The sequence below is a fragment of the Rahnella sp. 1L-D-7-B-C2 genome, assembly GCF_057290995.1.
In genome coordinates this window covers 173859-194307 of sequence record NZ_JBXAVQ010000006.1, presented here as the reverse complement: position 1 = coordinate 194307, position 20449 = coordinate 173859, and the positions used below count along the sequence as shown (strand labels likewise).

Below are 20449 nucleotides of genomic sequence, written 5' to 3'. Positions count from 1 at the left end.
AAGACTCCAAAACAGGTAAAACCAGACATAAAAAGAGTGCGGCGGATAATATCACACCCCGAATAAAAACCCTCAGCCGAGCCATTTCGCCCAGCTGGCGCGGATTTGCTCACGTTCCGTTGCAAAGCTGCCTGCTGCCACTTTGCCGCTGTGTTCCTGCAATGCAAGGTGATGGATTTCATCGCGCAACGTGACATAAGCGTGGGTCAGATCCCGCGCTTCTTCCTCCGGCATGATGTCGTTTTGCGCCATCAGTTCGAAAATTCGCACGTTATCCGACCAGCGCGTTAGTTTCGGCTTTTCATGCGCAAACCGCAGGACCAGATATTGTGCAATGAATTCAATATCGGTGATGCCACCCGGATCGGCTTTCAAATCAAACTCGGCAGATTTTTTGCTGCCGAGATGCGCGTACATTTTTTCGCGCATTTCGCGGACTTCTTTGCGCAACTCGTCGCCCTCGCGCTCGCGGCAGAGAATATCGTGGCGCGTGGCGTTAAACTGCTGTGCCAGCTGCGGATCGCCGTACACGACGCGCGCGCGCACCAGCGCCTGATGTTCCCAGGTCCAGGCCTCATTGGCCTGATAGTCAGCGAAGGCTTCAATAGTACTGACCAGCATACCGGACGCGCCGGAAGGGCGCAGGCGCGGATCTACCTCATACAGAATGCCGGAAGCCGTACGCGTGCTGAATAAATGCATGATGCGCTGCGCCAGTCGCAGATAAAATTGTCGCCCGTCGATACTGCGCTCGCCGTCGGTCATCACCTCCGGTGCACAGTCGAGCAGGAATACCAGATCCAGATCGGAGCTGTATCCCAGTTCCCAACCGCCCAGTTTTCCATAGCCAACCACCGCAAACCCGCGCCCTTCACGCTGCGCAAGATGCGTCGGCTGACCGTAACGCAGAACCATCTGATCCCAGGCCTGCTGAACAACCACGTCCAGTATTGCTTCGGCCAGATAGGTTAAGTGATCGCTGACTTTCATCACCGGCAGCGCCCCGGAAATATCCCCGGCGGCGATACGCAGATGTTGCGCCTGTTTGAACTGGCGGACGGCTTCCAGCTGCTGTTCTTCATCTTCCGTCGGCACGCGCATCAGGTACTGGCGCAGTTCGTCGCGGTAAGCGCCCGGCTCAATCGGATGATAAAGCGTGCGTGAATCGAGGAGTTCATCAAGCAATAACGGATGGCGCGCCAGTTGCGAAGCGACCATCGGCGAGGCGGCACACAGGCGGATAAGCTGTTTAAGCGCCCCCGGATATTCCACCAGCAGCTCAATGTAGGTCGTCCGCGTGACGATGTTCAGCAACAGCTGCATCAGGCGCTGCAAAGTCACATCGGCATTTTTATAGGTGCAAACCTGCGCCAGCAGGCGGGGCATCAGCAAATCCAGCTGATCGCGACCCCGCGGCCCGATGGTGCGTTTATCAACGTCCCGGCGAAATTCGCCGATTTGCTGCAAAATATGCCGCTGCGCACTCTCGTCCAGCTGCGGCACCCAGGGTGCCAGCTCGGACGGCTCCAGTGAATCACTCCATAAACTGCTGAAGGATGACTGCTGCTGATCGTCCTCGGTATCCGGCGTGTCATCACCAATCAGATCGTTAAACACGGCACGCACGGCTTGCATGTGAGCATTCACTGCGTCAAGCAGCTGCGGCCAGTCATTGAAATTCATACCCCACGCCAGACGCGCCTGATTCAACTCGTCTGCAGGCAGCGTTTGCGTTTGCTCGTCACCGATAGCCTGCAGCAGATTTTCAAGACGACGCAGGAACAGATAGCTGGCGCGCAGTTGCATCACTTGTTCGACAGGCAGCAGCCCGAGTTTTTCCAGCGCCTGCAAGGTCGGCAGCAAAGCGCGTTGTTGCAGCGCAGGCTCGCGCCCGCCGCGGATCAGCTGGAAAACCTGCACGATAAATTCAATTTCGCGGATCCCCCCCGCGCCCAGCTTGATGTTGTCTTTCAAACCCCGGCGGCGGACTTCACGGGCGATCATCCCTTTCATATTGCGCAGGGACTGGATCACGCTGAAATCGATGTAACGGCGGAATACAAAAGGCTTCAGCATCTTGCGCAGTTCCTGACTGCTGATGTCTTCCGCGCCGCCCATCAGCCGCGCTTTGACCATCGCGTAGCGTTCCCAGTCGCGCCCCTGTTCCTGATAATAATCTTCCAGCGCCGGGAAGCTCATCACCAGCGGGCCGCTGTCGCCGAATGGCCGCAGTCGCATATCGACGCGGTAGACAAAGCCGTCCAGCGTCGGCTGATCCAGCGCTTTTATCAACCGCTGACCGAGACGCAGGAAAAACTGTGAATTTTCCAGTTCGCGGCGGCCACCACGGGTCTGGCCGTTTTCCGGATACGCAAAAATCAGGTCGATATCAGACGAGAAATTCAGTTCGCCGCCGCCGAGTTTGCCCATTCCGAGGATCAGCATACGTTGCGGTTCACCGGTTTCATTGACCGGCGTACCGAACTCGCGGCAGCAGGCCTCATACAGCCAGTCACGGGCGCTGACGATCAGCAATTCCGCCAGTTCGCTCAGCTGCTGTAACGTATCCTGTGCTTCGCTGGTTTGCGCCGACTGTGACCACGCAATGCGGGTCAGCGTCCGGCGTCGGAACAGCCGTAGCGCCTTCATGAGCCCGTTCTCATCGGTCACACTTTCCAGCGCAGCCTCCAGCCACTGGCGGTAAAATTGCCATTCCTGCGCCTGCGGCGGATTTTCTACGATTTCATGCCACCACTGCGGAAATGCCAGCAGGCTGTCGGTCACAAACTGACTGCTCGCCAGCACCGCCAGCTGATCCTTGTCGGGAAGCGGCAGTGGTTCAGGATGTTCACGCCATTGCTCAAGCAAACTCTCGGCGTGGCTTTGCAAAACAGGAGAAAGTGGCAACATGAAATCAGATTCCTTGCAAAAAAAAGCCCGGGCAATGAGCCCAGGCTTATCAGTCAATTAACGTGGCTGACCGTTTAACCAGAACGCATCCATCATCACCGCATGGGAACGGGCGGAATCCTCCAGCGCCAGTTGCTTCTGGATAATCGCCTGTTGCAGCTCCGTCCAGCCCGCCAGATAGTCAGCGACGTCGCGTTCAGGATAGGCACCCGACAGCAAATGGAAGGTGATGATCTGACGCTTCAGACGCGCCAGCTGGTCGCGATAACCTTCTTCGGTCAGCGGCTGTGCAAAGGCCTCTTTCAGATCGGCAGCGGTACGGCCAAGCATGATGTCAGAGAAGCGCTTGAAGGAGCCTTCCAGTTTCTTCGCCGATTTATCATCGATGAACGGCGTCCAGCCCGATGTGGTCAGCCATGATGTGAGCACTAACTTACTTTTCAGATAGGTCGCGCTGAAGCAGACGTCTTGCGCATCAGCAGATTTCTGTTCCAGTACCGGCACCAGATCGGTCAGCAACGTGCGCAACTCAGAGGAGGCTTTACGCGGCACCAGCCCGCCAAACAGCACCAAAATCTGACGCACGGTTTCAACCGCCTGTAAGACCACCGGGCGCGCCAGTTTGTCGCCGCGCACCCACAACTCTTCATGGTACTGCCAGTGATCGAGCGCCAGCTCGAACATCCCGGCCATCGCCTGCTCAACGGTGGCTTTTGGTTGCGCTTTGTAGATGGGTAACGGTTTGATTTCACGCAGCGGATTGCCTTTCGCCAGATGATAACCGCGTGCGGCTTTGCTGAATCCGCCCTGACGTAAACCACCGTGCTCGCCGATTTCAGCGGCCAGCGCCAGCAAATCCACCGTGTTGCCTTTTTTCAGCTCAAGTTCGATTTCAGCCAGCGGTTCGGACAACTCACCGGCAACCACTTCCCCCTGATCCAGACCCAGTTCAATCTCGCTTTCACCGTAAGTGATCACCCACTTCTCACGGGTGAAATCGGTGCGGAATAACGGCGCTAAGGCTTTTTGCAGCGCCGCCACTTTGCAACCTTCCGGCCAGATATCTTTCGGGAACGCGCTGAGCTTAAGCACCGGCTTTTTCAGCTCAACGTTATATTCCGGACGCTGGTGCAAACCACCTACCACTTTCCCGCCGGTTTTAATGGTCATTTCGTACCGATCGTCAAAACCACGGATACGCAGACCGATGTCATGCGAACGTAAATAGTTTTCCGCAGTCTCAAAATAGATGTTGGTCAGTTTCGAAGGCGCGGTGTGCTCGCTGGTAAATCGAGCGAGCTGTGCCGGTAACTCGGCAATTGCGGCCGGGGTGGCGATAAATTTTAATTCTATTTCTACGGTCATAAGGGTTTTCACACCGATTCTTTGCTGCCAAAAGGGATAAACGCGTCGCCTGAATTCTACCATAAGGACAGCGCGCAAGCCGCATGTTGCGGGATTGTAAGATAGTTCTCATTCCGGTTTATGCATTGCGTCGTCACACTGTTGCCCTTACTATCGGTCACCAAATTAACGCGAACGCCCAAAACCGCGGTCGCTGGAAGACGTATCCTGATAAAACGGATCCACACTTCACGTTCCCTAAATTCACAAAGAAACGATGAAATAATGCATAAATTACGCCTGACTGGTTTCGCTTTGCTTGGCTTAAGCATCACTTGGGGCGCTCATGCCGATGAGAAGCGCTACATTTCCGACGATTTGATCACCTATATCCATAGCGGTCCGGGTAATCAGTATCGCATTGTTGGCACCCTGAATGCCGGTGATGAAGTCACCCTGCGCAGTGTCAACGACAGCACTAAATACGGTGAGATCATTGACTCGAAAGGGAAAACCGCCTGGATCCCTCTCGACCAACTGAGCAATTTACCGAGTATCCGTACCCGCGTTCCCGATCTCGAGAAGCAAGTCAAAACGCTGACCGACAAGCTGACGAACATTGATTCCAGCTGGAACCAGCGCACAGCGGAAATGCAGAGTAAAGTCGCCTCCAGCGACAGCATCATCAACGCCCTGAAGAAAGAAAATCAGGAGTTGAAAAACCAGAAGATCATCGCGGAGAAGAAAGTTAACGCGGTAAACGTCCAGCTCGACGACAAACAGCGCACCATTATTTTACAGTGGTTTATGTACGGTGGCGGTGTCGCGGGTGTGGGTCTGGTTCTCGGCCTGCTGCTCCCACACCTCATCCCACGTCGTAAGAAAAAAGACCGCTGGATGAGCTGACCGGTTAATTCCGTCACACCTTTCCTGTTTGGATTTTAACCTTAAGGCACTTCGGTGCCTTTTCGTGTTTGCATCAATCGGGAAATCCGTAGCGCAACTTTGCTATGATGAAGACAGAACCCATCCCTGCTTTGGCGCCACGGTGCGCTTCATGAGCCATATTTCAGGAGTTATCGCGTGGAGATTTACCTGGTCGGCGGCGCAGTCCGAGACAGTTTATTAAACCTGCCTGTGTCTGAATACGATTGGGTGGTCGTGGGCGCGACGCCTGAATATATGCTGGAAAACGGCTATCAACAGGTCGGTAAAGATTTCCCGGTGTTCCTGCATCCGGTCAGCCGCGATGAATATGCGCTGGCCAGAACGGAACGCAAATCAGGCTCCGGCTATAACGGTTTTACCTGTTACGCCGCGCCGGACGTCACGTTAGAGCAAGATCTGATGCGTCGTGATCTCACCATCAACGCCATTGCCAAAAGTGCGGATGGCCAGTTAATCGATCCTTATCACGGTCAGCGCGATATCGAAAAACGCCAGTTACGCCATGTTTCTGATGCCTTTGGTGAAGATCCTCTGCGCGTTCTGCGCGTTGCGCGTTTCGCCGCACGCTTTGCGCATCTGGGTTTCACCGTTGCAGCAGAAACGCAGACGCTCATGCAGCAGATGGCGGAAAGCGGCGAACTGGAAGCACTGACGCCAGAACGCGTGTGGAAAGAAACTGAAAAGGCGTTGCAGACTCAGGATCCGCAGGTGTACTTCCAGGTACTACGCGACTGTGGCGCGCTGAAAGTGCTGTTCCCTGAAGTTGATGCGCTGTTTGGCGTACCTGCGCCAGAGAAATGGCATCCGGAAATCGATACCGGCATTCACACGCTGATGACGCTGAAAATCGCCAGCCAACTCTCTCCTGACATTGACGTGCGTTTCTCAGCACTGTGCCACGATTTGGGCAAAGGCCTGACGCCGCCGCAATATTGGCCACACCATCACGGTCACGGCCCGGCCGGCGTTAAGCTGGTAGAAAATATCTGCCAGCGGCTGAAAGTCCCGACGCATATTCGTGACCTGGCGAAACTGGTGGCAGAATTCCATGACCTTATCCACACCGTGAATAAATTGCGCCCGGAAACCCTGCTCAAACTGTTTGATACCATTGATGTGTGGCGCAAACCGCAGCGCCTTGAGCAAATGATCATGACCAGTGAAGCCGATGCGCGCGGGCGCACAACGTTTGAAGATAATCCGTATCCGCAGGGCGATTTCCTGCGCGAAGCCTTTACTATCGCCAGCAGTATTTCCAACAAAGAAGTGCTGGATGACGGTTTTCAGGGGATCGAAATCCGTGATGAGCTGAAAAAACGTCGGACGCAGGCTTTGGCCGAATGGAAGACAATGCAGGATCCCGTTCTCTGATCAGGACGAGTGCTAAAAAAGCCCCGCACGGTTTCCCGTCGGGGCTTTTTTTGGTCTTGAAATGCTGAAAATCAGGCAATAAAGACAAAGTAGACTGCCAGCGCGACGAAGAAACGATAAATCGCGAACGGAATAAACGAGATACGCTTAATCACGGCCAGGAAGGTTTTGATAGCAAACAACGCGACGATGAACGCGGTGATAAAACCGGTCGCGAACATCGGCAGATCGGCCATGCTTAAAAAGCTGTAGCTTTTATAAAGATCCAGCGCTGTGGCACCCAGCATCATCGGCACGGCTAACAGGAAAGAGAATTCAGACGCAGCAAAACGGCTGACGCCCAGCAACATCCCGCCACCGATCGTCGCTCCGGAACGCGAGAATCCCGGCCATAACGCCAGGCACTGGAACATCCCAATCAGGAAGGCCTGCGTATAGGTCATGTCATCCAGACCTTCTGCGCGTGGTTTTTTCGGTTTTAGCAACTCGGCGGCGATCAGTAAAAAGCCCCCGACTACCAGCGCATACATTACGTTTTTCGGCTCGAAAAGCGATTTTATCTGCGAATGTAGCAGCAAACCCAACACCGTCGCAGGGATCATGCCCAGAATAATGTGCAGTAAGTTCAGACGGCGGGTTCCCGTGCCTTCATGAACCGGTGGTTTGCCAAAATGCAGGCCAATCATGCCGAATAAACGACGCCAGAACATCACCACGACCGCCAGAATAGAGCCCAACTGGATGATCACTTCGAACGATTTGGCTTTATCTCCGGTGAACCCTAAAAGGTTACCCACGATGATCATATGCCCGGTGGAGGAAACCGGTAAAAACTCGGTCAGCCCTTCCACCACTCCCATAATTACGGCAACCAGCAAAGAATGACTTTCAGCGATCATTAGTTTACCCAACCCTCATAGTGGCCCGCATGCGGGCAAAATATGCTGCAAAACAGACAATAAAAAAGCGACATCATGCTGAGTCGCTTCAATCAAGCGAAACCGGCGAGCCGGCTTCTACTTGTAATGCTTCTTTATGACAATCAATAGACAAGCTGATTCTGAATTCTATCCATTATAGAAATTAAAAACGTTGGCCGCGCTCAATGATCACTCCAACGTTGGCAGCCTGTGCCACGGCGCCGGGCTTGCTGAGCTTGATCCGCACCCATGGCGAATTAAAACGCGCCAGAAGCAGCGTTGCCACTTCTTCCGCCACCCGCTCAACCAGCGCAAAATTCTGCGTGGAGACGTGCTCAATGACGGCATCACTGACATCCGCATAACTTAAACAGTCATTCACATCATCGCTGGAAGCCGACTTGCGGTTATCCCACGCCAGTTCGATATCGAACACCAGTTTCTGTTTAATGGTCTGTTCCCAATCGTAGGCACCAATAGTAGTGATTACATTTAGTTGCTCAATAAATACGATATCCATCACGCGATTCTCTGTTTTTGGCCAAGCCGGATACCACTTCCAGCAGAAAATGCGTATTATCCATGTATGTTGCGATTAAAACGACCCTTATTAGACGGAACGGCTTTATGAGTGCTACCGCGCTTGGAATGATTATTTTCGCCTACCTTTGCGGCTCGATTTCCAGTGCGATTCTGGTCTGCCGGGTAGCCCGTTTGCCTGATCCGCGTACGGCGGGTTCATGCAATCCAGGCGCGACTAACGTGTTGCGCCTGGGTGGACGTCTTGCCGCGGCGGCAGTCCTGATCTTTGATGTACTCAAAGGGATGCTGCCGGTCTGGCTGGCTTATCTTCTCAACATTCCACCGATGTACCTTGGCCTTACCGCCATCGCGGCCTGCCTCGGCCATATCTACCCGGTCTTCTTCCGCTTTAAAGGCGGCAAGGGCGTGGCGACAGCATTCGGTGCTATCGCGCCTATCGGCTGGGACTTAACTGGCCTGATGACCGGCACATGGCTGCTGACAGTACTGCTAAGCGGCTACTCGTCGCTGGGTGCGATCGTCAGCGCGCTGATCGCCCCGTTTTACGTCTGGTGGTTCAAACCCGAATTCACCTTCCCGGTAGCTATGCTTTCCTGCCTTATCTTGTTGCGTCACCATGACAATATCCAGCGGTTGTGGCGGGGTCAGGAAGGGAAAATCTGGGATAAGCTGAAGAAGAAACGTAAAGCTGAAAAAGAAGATAAAGACGAGTAACGCCAGATTTCAGACAAAAAAAACGACCTCATTGAAGGTCGTTTTTTGTTTGTATCCATCCGGCTCAGACGGGCGGCAACTCAGCCAGCGGCCAGCGGGGACGGACGGTGACACCTAAATCGGCAGTCGCACCGGTTTTCAGCCGCACCATGCCCGCATAAGCGATCATCGCGCCATTATCGGTGCAGAACTCAGGACGGGCGTAGAAAACTTCGCCGCCACGCTTGGTCATCATTTCGGCTAATTTTGCGCGCAACGTGCGGTTGGCGCTAACGCCACCGGCCATCACCAGCCGTTTAAAACCGGTCTGATCCAGTGCGCGTTTGCACTTGATCGCCAGCGTATCCACAACCGCATCTTCGAATGCGCGCGCAATGTCCGCATGCGTTTGTGCGTCACTGTCATTGCCACGAATAGTGTTCGCCGCAAACGTTTTCAGGCCCGAGAAACTGAAATCCAGCCCCGGACGATCGGTCATCGGACGCGGGAACGTAAACCGCCCTGCCACGCCCTGTGAGGCCATTTTCGACAGCAACGGGCCGCCCGGATAATCCAGCCCTAATAATTTGGCCGTTTTATCGAAGGCTTCACCGGCGGCATCATCAATGGATTCGCCGAGCAGAGTGTATTCACCGATGCCGGTGACACTGATCAATTGCGTGTGACCGCCGGAAACCAACAACGCGACGAACGGAAAATCAGGAGGGTTATCTTCCAGCATAGGTGCCAGCAGATGCCCTTCCATGTGGTGAACAGGTACCGCAGGAACATCCCAGGCAAACGCCAGAGAGCGGCCTATCGTGGCCCCGACCAGCAACGCGCCGACCAGGCCAGGACCGGCGGTATAAGCCACGCCGTCGATATCCTGTGCGCTCAGCCCGGCTTCTTTAAGCGCGGCCTGAATCAGGGGTATTGTTTTACGAACGTGGTCACGTGAAGCCAGTTCTGGCACCACTCCGCCGTAATCTGCATGTAGTTTTACCTGACTATACAGTTGGTTAGCCAACAAACCGGCTTCGCTGTCATAAACTGCAATTCCGGTTTCATCGCAGGACGTTTCAATACCCAGTACTCGCATCACTCTTTCCATCATTGTTTGGCGCTCACTCGCGGCGCGCAGTTTAGCACATAAGCGCCCGCAGGCGCTGCAACGGCGTTGGAATTCCTGCCACTTTACTAATCATCGTTACGACCAATTAATGTCGAGCAATTTGGGTTGATTGGTATATAATCGCCGCCCGACGCAAAAGCGAGCGCACAATGTTGCAGAAGGGTTGCAAAGAGCACCCGTTTCAATTTGCCGTTATGCTTTACAAGGCGACGCGAATTGGAGTAAAATTCCGCACCATTTTGAAATGTGCTGGTACAACATCAGCAAACAAACCGATTTTATCGAGGTGAGAGGCACATGCCTGTAATTAAAGTACGTGAAAACGAGCCGTTCGACGTAGCTCTGCGTCGCTTCAAACGTTCCTGCGAAAAAGCAGGTGTATTAGCCGAAGTTCGTCGTCGTGAGTTCTATGAAAAACCGACTACAGAACGTAAACGCGCTAAAGCATCTGCAGTAAAACGCCACGCCAAGAAACTGGCTCGCGAAAACGCACGTCGCACTCGTCTGTATTAATCTTCGGGGGCAACCCCAAATCGCGTGATTTGCAATATTAAGAACGCGCAGACTGCGTAGTAGCATACGAAGGCCGTGCTTTCCGAAAGGGATGCGCGGCTTGTTCTCGTTTATAGGCTAGTGAGTAAGGGGCTTATGGCTGGGAGAATTCCGCGCGTATTTATCAATGACTTGCTGGCTCGTATCGATATTGTCGATTTGATCGACGCCCGGGTAAAGCTCAAGAAACAAGGTAAAAATTATCACGCGTGCTGCCCTTTCCACCATGAGAAAACACCCTCATTTACCGTAAATGGCGATAAGCAGTTTTATCACTGTTTCGGCTGTGGTGCCCACGGCAATGCCGTCGATTTCCTGATGAACTATGACAGGCTTGAGTTTGTCGAAAGCATTGAGGAACTGGCGACAATGCAGGGTTTGGAAGTGCCGTACGAAGCAGGCACCGGCCCGACCCAGATGGAGCGTCATCAGCGTCAAAGCCTCTACCAGTTGATGGCCCCGCTCAGCGAGTTCTATCAACAGTCACTTAAACAACCCGCAGGTGCCCCCGCACGGGATTATCTTGCCCAGCGTGGTTTAAGTGCAGACGTCATCCAACATTTTGCCATTGGTTTCGCCCCGCCGGGTTGGGACAACGCCCTAAAGCGTTTTGGTAAAAATGCCGATGACAAAGCATCACTGATTGACGCCGGTATGTTGGTCACCAATGACAACGGACGCAGTTATGATCGCTTCCGCGAACGGGTTATGTTCCCGATACGTGATAAGCGTGGCCGCGTGATCGCATTTGGTGGCAGGGTTTTGGGCGACGGTACCCCGAAATACCTCAACTCACCGGAAACTGAAATTTTCCATAAAGGCCGCCAGTTGTATGGCCTGTATGAAGCGCAGTTGAAGCACCCGACCCCAATGCGTCTCTTGGTGGTTGAAGGGTATATGGATGTCGTGGCACTGGCGCAGTTCGGTATTGATTATGCCGTGGCGTCACTGGGAACCTCCACCACAGCCGACCATATTCAGCTGATGTTCCGCAGTACGGATAACGTCGTCTGTTGTTATGACGGCGACCGCGCGGGGCGTGAAGCGGCATGGCGTGCGCTGGAAACGGCGCTGCCGTATCTCAATGATGGCCGCCAGTTGCGGTTTATGTTTTTACCGGACGGCGAAGATCCGGACACGCTGGTGCGTCAGGAAGGCAAAGAAGCTTTCGAACAGAGAATGGAGCAGGCGATGCCGCTTTCCACGTTCCTGTTTGATTCGCTGATGCCGCAGGTGGATTTGAGCAGCCCAGACGGGCGCACCAAACTCAGCATGCTGGCATTGCCGCTGATTCGTCAGGTACCCGGTGAGACGTTGCGGATGTATTTGCGTCAGCAGTTAGGGAACAAGCTCGGTATTTTGGATGACAGCCAGCTCGAAAAGCTGATGCCCAAACAGGCTGAGAATGGCAATACCTATCAGGCGCCCCAGCTAAAACGCACAACCATGCGTATACTTATAGGGTTACTGGTACAAAACCCACAACTGGCTACACTTATACCCTCGCTGCAAGGTTTGGAGCAAGCGAAGCAACCTGGACTGGATTTATTCAGTGAGTTGGTGACCACTTGCTTAGCCCAGCCGGGGCTGACCACAGGCCAGTTACTTGAACTTTATCGCGACAATAAGTTCTACCAACAGCTTGAAACTCTGGCGACATGGAACCACATGATCGTAGAGGACATGGTCGAAGAGGAATTTCGTGCCACGCTCGCCAGCCTGTATGACTCAATCTTAGAGCAACGGCTTGAAACCTTAATTGCCAAAGCCAGGACGCACGGCCTGAGCCCGGAGGAACGCACTGAAGTCAGTTCCCTGAATCAGGTGTTAGCGAGAAAGAACTAAAAAATAAGAACATAGAGATAGCGCGTGAAGCGTTATCGCAGAAAACACGGCTTAAGTGCCGATATATAGCGGGGCATGGCCCTGCGCAGAGCCGCCCTGGTGGGCCGCGGCACAATAAACGCCCCTAACGTTATTGTTGGCGATATCACCCGACCGACACGAACCCAAATACTCTGAAGTGTGGATACCGTCTTATGGAGCAAAACCCGCAGTCACAGCTTAAGCTACTTGTCACCCGTGGTAAGGAGCAAGGCTATCTGACCTTTGCTGAGGTCAATGACCATCTGCCGGAAGATATCGTCGACTCCGACCAGATCGAAGACATCATCCAGATGATTAACGACATGGGCATCCAGGTTCTTGAAGAAGCGCCGGACGCCGATGATTTGATGCTGGCCGAAAACCGTCCTGATACCGATGAAGATGCTGCAGAAGCAGCGGCTCAGGTGCTTTCCAGCGTTGAATCTGAAATTGGCCGTACCACCGACCCTGTGCGTATGTATATGCGCGAAATGGGTACCGTTGAGCTCCTGACCCGTGAAGGCGAAATCGACATCGCCAAACGTATCGAAGACGGTATCAATCAGGTCCAGTGCTCCGTTGCTGAATATCCTGAAGCTATCACCTATTTGTTAGAGCAATATGACCGTGTTGAAGCAGGCGAAGCACGTCTGTCAGATTTGATCACCGGTTTTGTTGATCCGAACGCCGAAGAAGAAATCGCGCCGACTGCGACTCACGTGGGTTCTGAACTGACCACTGAAGAGCAGAACGATACCGATGACGATGAAGAAGACGACGACGATGCTGAAGACGACAACAGCATCGACCCGGAACTGGCGCGTCAGAAGTTCACCGATCTGCGTGAGCAACATGAAGCGACCCGTGCCGTTATCAAGAAAAATGGCCGTAGCCACAAAAGCGCCGCAGAAGAAATTCTGAAGCTGTCCGATGTGTTTAAACAGTTCCGTCTGGTACCAAAACAGTTCGATTTCCTGGTTAACAGCATGCGCTCCATGATGGATCGCGTCCGTACTCAGGAACGTCTGATCATGAAAGTGTGCGTTGAACAGTGCAAAATGCCGAAGAAAAACTTCGTCAATCTGTTCGCCGGTAACGAAACCAGCAGTACCTGGTTTGATGCCGCTCTGGCAATGGGTAAACCATGGTCTGAGAAGCTGAAAGAAGTCACCGAAGACGTGCAGCGCGGCCTGATGAAACTGCGTCAGATCGAAGAAGAAACTGGCCTGACTATCGAACAGGTAAAAGACATTAACCGTCGCATGTCGATCGGCGAAGCGAAAGCCCGCCGTGCGAAGAAAGAGATGGTTGAAGCGAACTTACGTCTGGTTATCTCTATCGCGAAGAAATACACCAACCGTGGCTTGCAGTTCCTTGATCTGATTCAGGAAGGTAACATCGGCCTGATGAAAGCCGTTGATAAGTTTGAATATCGCCGTGGTTATAAGTTCTCTACTTATGCGACCTGGTGGATCCGTCAGGCTATCACCCGCTCCATCGCTGACCAGGCACGTACCATTCGTATTCCGGTGCATATGATTGAGACCATTAACAAACTCAACCGTATTTCACGCCAGATGCTGCAAGAGATGGGCCGTGAGCCAACGCCGGAAGAGCTGGCTGAACGCATGCTGATGCCGGAAGATAAAATCCGCAAAGTGCTGAAAATTGCTAAAGAGCCAATCTCCATGGAAACGCCAATCGGCGACGATGAAGATTCGCATCTGGGTGATTTCATCGAGGATACAACCCTCGAACTGCCACTGGATTCTGCGACCTCGGAAAGCCTGCGTTCTGCAACGCACGATGTTCTGGCTGGCCTGACCGCACGTGAAGCGAAAGTTCTGCGTATGCGTTTCGGTATCGATATGAACACTGACCACACGTTGGAAGAAGTGGGCAAACAGTTCGATGTTACCCGTGAACGAATCCGTCAGATCGAAGCCAAAGCGTTGCGTAAACTGCGCCACCCAAGCCGCTCCGAAGTGCTGCGCAGCTTCCTCGACGACTAGTCGTCCTGAAGCTCCCGGCGATTAAAAGCCCCGCCTTTCTCTGGAAATGGCGGGGCTTTTTTTCTACTAATGTGTATTTTCAGGCATTAAGCGCGTCATACAACTCGCGATAAGACGCGACCAGCTCTTCCAGCTTCGCCCTGTTCAATCCGCTTGGATTGGGTAATACCCAGACCTCGGTCCTGCCGATTTTCAGTGCCTGACGCCCCCAGTTCACTTTGCTTATGCCAAACGCTTTGCTGAATGCCTGCTTACCCAGTACGGCCAACGCCTTCGGCTGATACCGCTCGATCTTCTCCGTCAGCATCGCCCCGCCTTCACGCAGTTCCTCGCGCACCAGTTCTGTCGCTTCCACCGTCGGACGCTCCACCAGCATGGTGATGCCACAGCCGGTATCCAGCAAATGCTGCTCTTCCTCAGGTTTTAGGAGACGTTCGGTAAAACCCGCCTGATGGATCACTTTCCAGAAACGGTTGTTGGCATTGGCAAAATGATAGCCATGATGCGCCGTCGATAAACCGGGGTTAATACCGCAGAACACCACGGTCAGATCCTCATCAATGATATCGGTGATCATAATCTTGCCCTGTGACGTATTTACGGAAGTTATCAATAAAAAGTGCAGCGATCACAATACCCTGCAACTGCGCATAAAACGCGCATACAAGCTGAAGACATATAGACCTGTAAGCAGAGTTTACCGTATAATCCCGCACCTAGGCCCTTTAGCTCAGTTGGTTAGAGCACGCGACTCATAATCGCTTGGTCGCTGGTTCAAGTCCAGCAAGGGCCACCAAATTTTAGCTTTAGATTCAAATAATTAAGCCACTTCTCGCGAAGTGGCTTTTTTGTTGGCTAACCAAAGTGGCGCTAAATTGTCGCTCCGGATTTACAACACGCCCTGTGCCAGCATCGCATCGGCGACTTTCACGAAGCCTGCGATGTTCGCACCACGCACATATTGCGTCTGCTGACTTTCTCCGCCGTATTCTACGCACGACTGATGGATGTCTGACATGATGTGGCGTAATCGTGCATCGACTTCTTCGGCTTTCCAGCTCAGGCGCGCGGCGTTCTGCGCCATCTCCAGACCAGACGTTGCTACGCCACCGGCATTGGCGGCCTTACCCGGTGCAAACAGCACGCCTGCCTCGATAAACAGATCCGTTGCTTCGATGGTGGTCGGCATATTCGCGCCCTCGGCCACGGCTTTCACACCGTTGGCGATGAGCGTGCGCGCAGCCTCTGCATCCAGCTCGTTTTGCGTGGCACAAGGCAGCGCGATATCTGCAGGTACGCTCCACGGCTGTTGGCCTTCGAGATACTGAAGCCCCAGTTTTTGCGCATAATCCGCCACGCGGCCATCGCGGCTGGCTTTGATTTCCATCAGCAACGCCAATTTTTCAGGGGTAAAACCGGCTTCATCGACGACAGTGCCGTTGGAGTCAGAGGCGGTAATCACACGTGCACCGAGTGACATGGCTTTTTCGATCGCGTACTGCGCCACATTACCCGAGCCGGAAACCGCCACGCGCATGCCTTCGAAATCCAGACCATGACGTTTTAGCATCGATTCGGTGAAATAGATCAGACCATAACCGGTAGCTTCGGGGCGGATCAGGCTGCCGCCAAACGACAATCCTTTGCCGGTGAAGACGCTGGCAGTGTTGTTGGAGAGCTTTTTCATCATGCCCGCCATATAGCCGACTTCGCGCCCGCCGACACCGATATCGCCCGCAGGCACGTCAGTGTCCGGGCCGAGGTGACGATACAGTTCGAGCATCAGCGCCTGACAGAAGCGCATGATCTCACCTTCACTTTTTCCTTTCGGATTGAAGTCACTGCCGCCTTTCCCGCCGCCCATCGGCAGCGTGGTCAGCGCGTTCTTGAAGGTCTGTTCGAAACCAAGGAATTTAAGGATCGACAGGTTTACCGACGGGTGAAAACGCATACCGCCTTTGTAAGGGCCGATAGCCGCGCTGAACTGCACGCGCCAGCCACGGTTCACCTGCACCTGGTTTTTATCATCCACCCACGCAATACGGAACTGAATAACGCGCTCCGGCTCGACCAGACGCTCAAGTAAAGCCGAACGACGGTACTGCGGATTTTGTTCGAGGAACGGCCAGAGAGTCGTCATGACTTCACGTACCGCCTGAGAGAATTCGACCTGATGCGGGTCGCGCTGCTGGACTGAGGATAAGAACTGTTCGAGGGATTGAATCTGATCCATTGACTAAAAACTCCGTTTCTAAGTGATGTTGTTTTTGCTTTTTACGACTTCATTATTTACTGCTTATTTTTTGACTATGCATCGACTTACAAACCAACATCAAGGAATTTTTCGCTCCCGGAACCTGCACCAAGGATTAAAATTTACGCCCCTCCAGGCGAAGCAATAACTCTTTATTCGCCAGCCCGCCCGCAAAGCCGGTGAGCTTACCGGAAGTACCGATCACCCGATGGCACGGCGCAACAATAGAAATCGGATTGCGCCCGTTAGCGGCACCGACGGCGCGAACGGCTTTCGGGCGTCCGATGCGGCGGGCAATATCGCTATAACTGCGCGTTTCACCAAACGGGATTTCGATCAAGGCAGCCCAGACTTCTTTCTGGAAATCAGTGCCGGTGAAGTCAAGATCCAGCTCAAAGCGCGTACGCTTGCCAGCGAAATATTCATTCAGCTGCTGTTCGGTTTTCAGCAGGATCGGAAACGTCGGATCTTCGAGCATCTCGCCCAGCTTCACTCTGCCGTCAATTTCACATTCCCATAAGATAGCCGTCAGCTTGTCACCTTTGGCGGCCAGCGTCAGTAACCCTACCGGTGAATCAATTCGCTTGAATCTGTATTCCATCTGTTCTGCCCTCGGCGTAAATAGCGAACATCACTTTACCGGAAATGCCGGAAGTGAACCAAGCAGCAAAACAGAAAATTGCGCAATGCCTTCCAGATAATTTCAAAGAAATGAAAGCGTTACATGCCGAAATGTAACGCTTCAGGGGTAGATTTTAAGAAGAGGTTACTTCAGGCCGAGCTGCGCGCGCAGTTCGTTTTTTGCTGCGTCGAATTCAGTCTGGAAATCCGGCTGCTCTGCCATTTTTTGGGCGATCAGCGCTGCGCCTGTACGGCTCATCACGGTATCTGAACGGTAATGGAAACCCGCCACCAGGCGGTTTTCGGCATACACAGACGCTCGGGAGAACAGCGCATTACGTTTTTCCGGCACCAGATCGCCGAGCACGGTCGCCATCAGATAACCGACGGTGGAATGCCCGGAAGGCCAGGAACCGGATTTGGATTTTTTCAGCAGCGGATGGATCTGCTCATCGAGCATGTACGGACGCGGGCGGTTGAAGGCTTTTTTGGCGTGATCGTCCACCACGTCTTCGGTCGCAATAATACGGTCAAACAGCGCGGCGGTTTTCGGCAATTTTGCCGCGGTAAAGTCTGGCCCCATCACATCGGCAAAGCGCCAGACGTTCTCTTCGGCGTCGGCAACGGCGGCCTTTTCCTGCTCAGGCGTGCGGGTGGCCTGGATCTCCAGCAACTCTTTCAGCTCAGCTTTTGTCTGCGCAGAATCATCTGCCGGAGGTGCCGGCAGGTATTTAGTCAGATCAAGCTCCTGGCTGGTGATAAAGGGTTTGGCTTCTTGCGCAGCCTGAACGGCAAAGGATGACGTCAGAGTGAAAAGCAGCAAAGCGATGACGGACTTATGCACGGTGAAATTCCTGATATGAGTTTGAATATCAGGAGAGTAGACAGGAAATGTGACGGTTCAATGACAGCTATGCGCCGAGCAGACCGAGTTTACCAGTCAGCTTTCTGACGACTTTCTTATTGCCGGCCAGCGCGATCCCCAGCAGTTGCAAATCTCCCGTCGCCACCACAGAAACCGCCTCGCGAAACGCAGCGTAATCGGTGGTCTGTTGCCCTTCAACCGGAAAAATGATGCCGTCCATCTCGTCGTCATTTAATAAATGCTGATGAAGATGCGTCAGTTGTTCACTGTTGGCGACCAGCACGCTGATACCAATCGGGATAAGCCCCGGATGCTGGCGTTTATCGGCGTCAATCAGCGGTGCACCGACCAGCACCGGATGGCGTTGTCCGAGCGTCAGCGCCAGTACGGCAGCGGCATTGGCGGCATGTCCGGTGGAGAGTTGCTGGTTGATGACAATCACGCAGCGTTCAGGGGGCGATAAAAGCAGGGTTGCAGGCGTATTCATTATTATGGGCTCCGGTTGAGTTGAAACCCGAGCTTAGCCTGTGGCGTTTTCTCAATCTGGAAGATTTGTGCACAGACGCCGGTAATGTGCGGGCGTGAGCTGATAAGCGCGGCGAAACCAGCGCCCGAGATGACTTTGGTCGGCGAAACCTAAATCTGCCGCCACCGTGGCGGGCGTGCCTCCTGCGGCCAGTCCGTCGCGGGCGCGGGTCAGTTTTAGCTGGATGAGATAGGCGTGCGGCGGCAGACCGAACTCAGCTTTAAAAGCGCGGCTGACCACAAAACGACTTTCGCCGGTGGCGGCGGCCAGCTGGTCGAGGCCGATATCTTCATGCAGATGCGCATGCAGATATTCCCGCGCCTGATGCGCCACCCGCGACCAGGGTGCAGAAGGCTGTGACGGCGACGGCTGCCACGTCAGGTGTCCGCCCAGTGCGCCGAGTAATCCGTCAAGCGCGGTCTGGCGCACAATGCGCAGCTCTTTGCCGTGCAGAGCCTGAAACGCCCGCGAGGTAGCCAGCGCCAGTTGCGGATCCTGCGCTAAAGTATTTTCGAAACTCGGGTCGCCAGCGGAAGAAAGAGAGTCGCGCCGGGCAGCCAGCTCGCGGCTGAGCCACTGCGGATCGAGATACAGCATGTGATAGGTGAAACCGCCGGGCGAAATGGTGTCACCGTCGTGGATTTCACCCGGTTCGAGCATAAAGACTTTGCCCGGCAGGCTCTGATGTTTTTGGCGGCGACAGCTGAACTGCTGCAATCCCTGCTGCGTGACGCCGACCAGATAAGTGTCGTGCCAGTGAGGATCGTAGGCGTGGCCTTCGAAATGTGCGTGGATCGTCTCGATCCCGCTGTCCGTATCTTTGGAGAAATTGACCCAGTTTGCAGATGCCATAAATCCCCCCTGATTGAATTAACAACAGAGTAACAAACGGGAGAGATGAATAAAACAGGGCGTGCCCCCTGCGAATGGGGAAGCTGGGAGGAGGATTACCCCCCCAACCCTCCCTTTCGCAGGAGAGGATGCTAACGCTTGACGCTTTCGATAAAGGTTTTACGGGCTGTTTTAGAACCCAGACGTTCGGCTTCATCCAGCAATTTCAGGGCCTTATCCACATCGCCTGCTTTCACGGCTTTCTTGATAGCGTCATTGAAGTAGCTTTCTGAATCGCTGAGCATTGGCTCGCTCGGCTTCACCGGTGCAGCAGCCGGTGCGGCAGCGGCAGGCTGGGTATTACCGACGACCACTGGCGTGGCCGCCGGCGTTGTTGAAGACGGGAATAGCTGTCCTATCATTACGTTACCGGTTCTTTGTTCGGCGCTGACCTTCAGGCTCAGGGTACCGGTTGGGGTATGACGGGCGATCGGATCCGGGATATCCGGCACGGCGTTACCCACGCCAGCCGCAAAGGCTTTGGCCGGGTTGGTCATCTGGGTGGTGCCCGCCAGATCCTGACGCGTGGTGTACACCAGCAGATAAATTTGTTTCTGACCCAGCGCTGGCGTCAGCTTCATGGTCCCTTCCAGACGATCGCTTGAGACGATCCCGGGTTTCTGATACGGGAAGTAGCTGGAAGGATAAAACGCCGCCGGACGCATTTGCTCATCGAGCACTAAGACGTTCGGCGCATAAATGGTTTTGCCGGTGGCAATACTGGTCAACGTGATCTCAAGGGATCCGCGATCGGCAGGCAAAGAATATGCCCCGACAGCCCCCTGAATCTCACCCTGATTAATTTGTACGCTGGTGGTTCCGAGCGTCACATCCTGCGTCACTGGGGGAACCAGCGGCGTCCATGAAAGGTTGCGTAAGGTCTGGCTGGAAATCGCCGGTGCCGTATTCGCATCACTTTGCGCGGCGTATGACACCACAGGAACAGCCCCCATCAGGCTTAGCGACAGACACAGTGACAGCAGATTTTTTCTCATTGTTAT

18 protein-coding genes and 1 tRNA gene are annotated in these 20449 nt (G+C 53.9%); 7 read left to right on the top strand and 12 right to left on the bottom strand.

Going from position 1 to position 20449, the window contains the following annotated elements; all coding sequences use genetic code 11:
• Nucleotides 1-72: 72 nt before the first annotated feature.
• Together glnE and AC0Z7K_RS12655 are read right to left on the bottom strand one after the other, a co-directional pair.
• Nucleotides 73-2910, bottom strand: coding sequence for a bifunctional [glutamate--ammonia ligase]-adenylyl-L-tyrosine phosphorylase/[glutamate--ammonia-ligase] adenylyltransferase (gene glnE / locus AC0Z7K_RS12660; protein WP_485614689.1), 2838 nt, complete (start codon nt 2908-2910; stop codon nt 73-75).
• A gap of 57 nt (nt 2911-2967) precedes the next feature.
• Nucleotides 2968-4275: a CYTH domain-containing protein gene (locus tag AC0Z7K_RS12655; protein ID WP_485614688.1), complete on the bottom strand. Its 1308-nt coding sequence runs from the start codon at nt 4273-4275 to the stop codon at nt 2968-2970.
• A gap of 264 nt (nt 4276-4539) precedes the next feature.
• On the opposite strand from AC0Z7K_RS12655, the gene AC0Z7K_RS12650 reads away from it, so the two are divergent.
• A complete protein-coding gene (locus tag AC0Z7K_RS12650) occupies nt 4540-5160 on the top strand; it encodes a TIGR04211 family SH3 domain-containing protein (RefSeq protein ID WP_485614687.1) in 621 nt (206 codons plus the stop codon).
• Nucleotides 5161-5337: 177 nt separating this feature from the next.
• Complete coding sequence (locus tag AC0Z7K_RS12645) at nt 5338-6573, top strand: multifunctional CCA addition/repair protein (RefSeq protein WP_485614684.1); 1236 nt, start codon at nt 5338-5340, stop codon at nt 6571-6573.
• A 71-nt stretch (nt 6574-6644) separates the two neighbouring features.
• On the opposite strand, the gene bacA is transcribed toward AC0Z7K_RS12645, so the two are convergent.
• Both bacA and folB read right to left on the bottom strand, forming a co-directional pair.
• Entirely contained in the window at nt 6645-7469 is an 825-nt protein-coding gene (gene bacA / locus AC0Z7K_RS12640; RefSeq protein WP_112164715.1) for an undecaprenyl-diphosphate phosphatase, read from the bottom strand.
• 187 nt (nt 7470-7656) lie between these two features.
• Nucleotides 7657-8013 carry a bifunctional dihydroneopterin aldolase/7,8-dihydroneopterin epimerase gene (gene folB / locus AC0Z7K_RS12635; protein WP_213051928.1) on the bottom strand — a complete coding sequence of 119 codons (357 nt, stop codon included), beginning with the start codon at nt 8011-8013 and terminating at the stop codon, nt 7657-7659.
• A gap of 107 nt (nt 8014-8120) precedes the next feature.
• On the opposite strand from folB, the gene plsY reads away from it, so the two are divergent.
• Nucleotides 8121-8750, top strand: a complete 630-nt coding sequence (gene plsY, locus AC0Z7K_RS12630; RefSeq protein WP_413530353.1) for a glycerol-3-phosphate 1-O-acyltransferase PlsY — start codon at nt 8121-8123, stop codon at nt 8748-8750.
• A gap of 64 nt (nt 8751-8814) precedes the next feature.
• Here plsY and tsaD read toward each other — a convergent pair whose 3' ends face one another.
• Nucleotides 8815-9828 carry a tRNA (adenosine(37)-N6)-threonylcarbamoyltransferase complex transferase subunit TsaD gene (gene tsaD / locus AC0Z7K_RS12625; protein ID WP_413530352.1) on the bottom strand — a complete coding sequence of 338 codons (1014 nt, stop codon included), beginning with the start codon at nt 9826-9828 and terminating at the stop codon, nt 8815-8817.
• Between the two features lie 330 nt (nt 9829-10158).
• Here tsaD and rpsU point away from each other — a divergent pair, with 330 nt between their 5' ends.
• The 3 genes from rpsU to rpoD all read left to right on the top strand — a co-directional run bounded on the left by rpsU (nt 10159) and on the right by rpoD (nt 14291).
• Complete coding sequence (gene rpsU, locus AC0Z7K_RS12620; RefSeq protein ID WP_001144069.1) at nt 10159-10374, top strand: 30S ribosomal protein S21; 216 nt, start codon at nt 10159-10161, stop codon at nt 10372-10374.
• 135 nt (nt 10375-10509) lie between these two features.
• Nucleotides 10510-12258, top strand: a complete 1749-nt coding sequence (dnaG, locus tag AC0Z7K_RS12615; RefSeq protein WP_413530351.1) for a DNA primase — start codon at nt 10510-10512, stop codon at nt 12256-12258.
• Between the two features lie 194 nt (nt 12259-12452).
• Entirely contained in the window at nt 12453-14291 is a 1839-nt protein-coding gene (gene rpoD / locus AC0Z7K_RS12610) for an RNA polymerase sigma factor RpoD (RefSeq protein ID WP_112164641.1), read from the top strand.
• A 79-nt stretch (nt 14292-14370) separates the two neighbouring features.
• Here rpoD and mug read toward each other — a convergent pair whose 3' ends face one another.
• Nucleotides 14371-14868: a G/U mismatch-specific DNA glycosylase gene (gene mug / locus AC0Z7K_RS12605; RefSeq protein ID WP_413530350.1), complete on the bottom strand. Its 498-nt coding sequence runs from the start codon at nt 14866-14868 to the stop codon at nt 14371-14373.
• A gap of 142 nt (nt 14869-15010) precedes the next feature.
• Here mug and AC0Z7K_RS12600 point away from each other — a divergent pair.
• Nucleotides 15011-15087: transfer RNA gene (locus tag AC0Z7K_RS12600), tRNA-Ile, on the top strand.
• Nucleotides 15088-15180: 93 nt separating this feature from the next.
• On the opposite strand, the gene gdhA is transcribed toward AC0Z7K_RS12600, so the two are convergent.
• The 6 genes from gdhA to malM form a co-directional block, all read right to left on the bottom strand.
• Nucleotides 15181-16524 (bottom strand): NADP-specific glutamate dehydrogenase, encoded by a 1344-nt coding sequence (gene gdhA, locus AC0Z7K_RS12595; RefSeq protein WP_413530331.1) that lies wholly within the window; start codon nt 16522-16524, stop codon nt 15181-15183.
• Nucleotides 16525-16660: 136 nt separating this feature from the next.
• Nucleotides 16661-17146, bottom strand: a complete 486-nt coding sequence (locus AC0Z7K_RS12590; protein ID WP_485614675.1) for a methylated-DNA--[protein]-cysteine S-methyltransferase — start codon at nt 17144-17146, stop codon at nt 16661-16663.
• A 165-nt stretch (nt 17147-17311) separates the two neighbouring features.
• Nucleotides 17312-18010: an acid phosphatase gene (locus tag AC0Z7K_RS12585; protein ID WP_485614674.1), complete on the bottom strand. Its 699-nt coding sequence runs from the start codon at nt 18008-18010 to the stop codon at nt 17312-17314.
• A 67-nt stretch (nt 18011-18077) separates the two neighbouring features.
• Nucleotides 18078-18518 carry a DUF2000 domain-containing protein gene (locus AC0Z7K_RS12580; protein WP_413530328.1) on the bottom strand — a complete coding sequence of 147 codons (441 nt, stop codon included), beginning with the start codon at nt 18516-18518 and terminating at the stop codon, nt 18078-18080.
• A gap of 51 nt (nt 18519-18569) precedes the next feature.
• Entirely contained in the window at nt 18570-19409 is an 840-nt protein-coding gene (locus tag AC0Z7K_RS12575; protein WP_485614672.1) for an AraC family ligand binding domain-containing protein, read from the bottom strand.
• 131 nt (nt 19410-19540) lie between these two features.
• Nucleotides 19541-20443 (bottom strand): maltose operon protein MalM, encoded by a 903-nt coding sequence (malM, locus tag AC0Z7K_RS12570; protein WP_413530326.1) that lies wholly within the window; start codon nt 20441-20443, stop codon nt 19541-19543.
• Between the last annotated feature and the right edge of the window lie 6 nt (nt 20444-20449).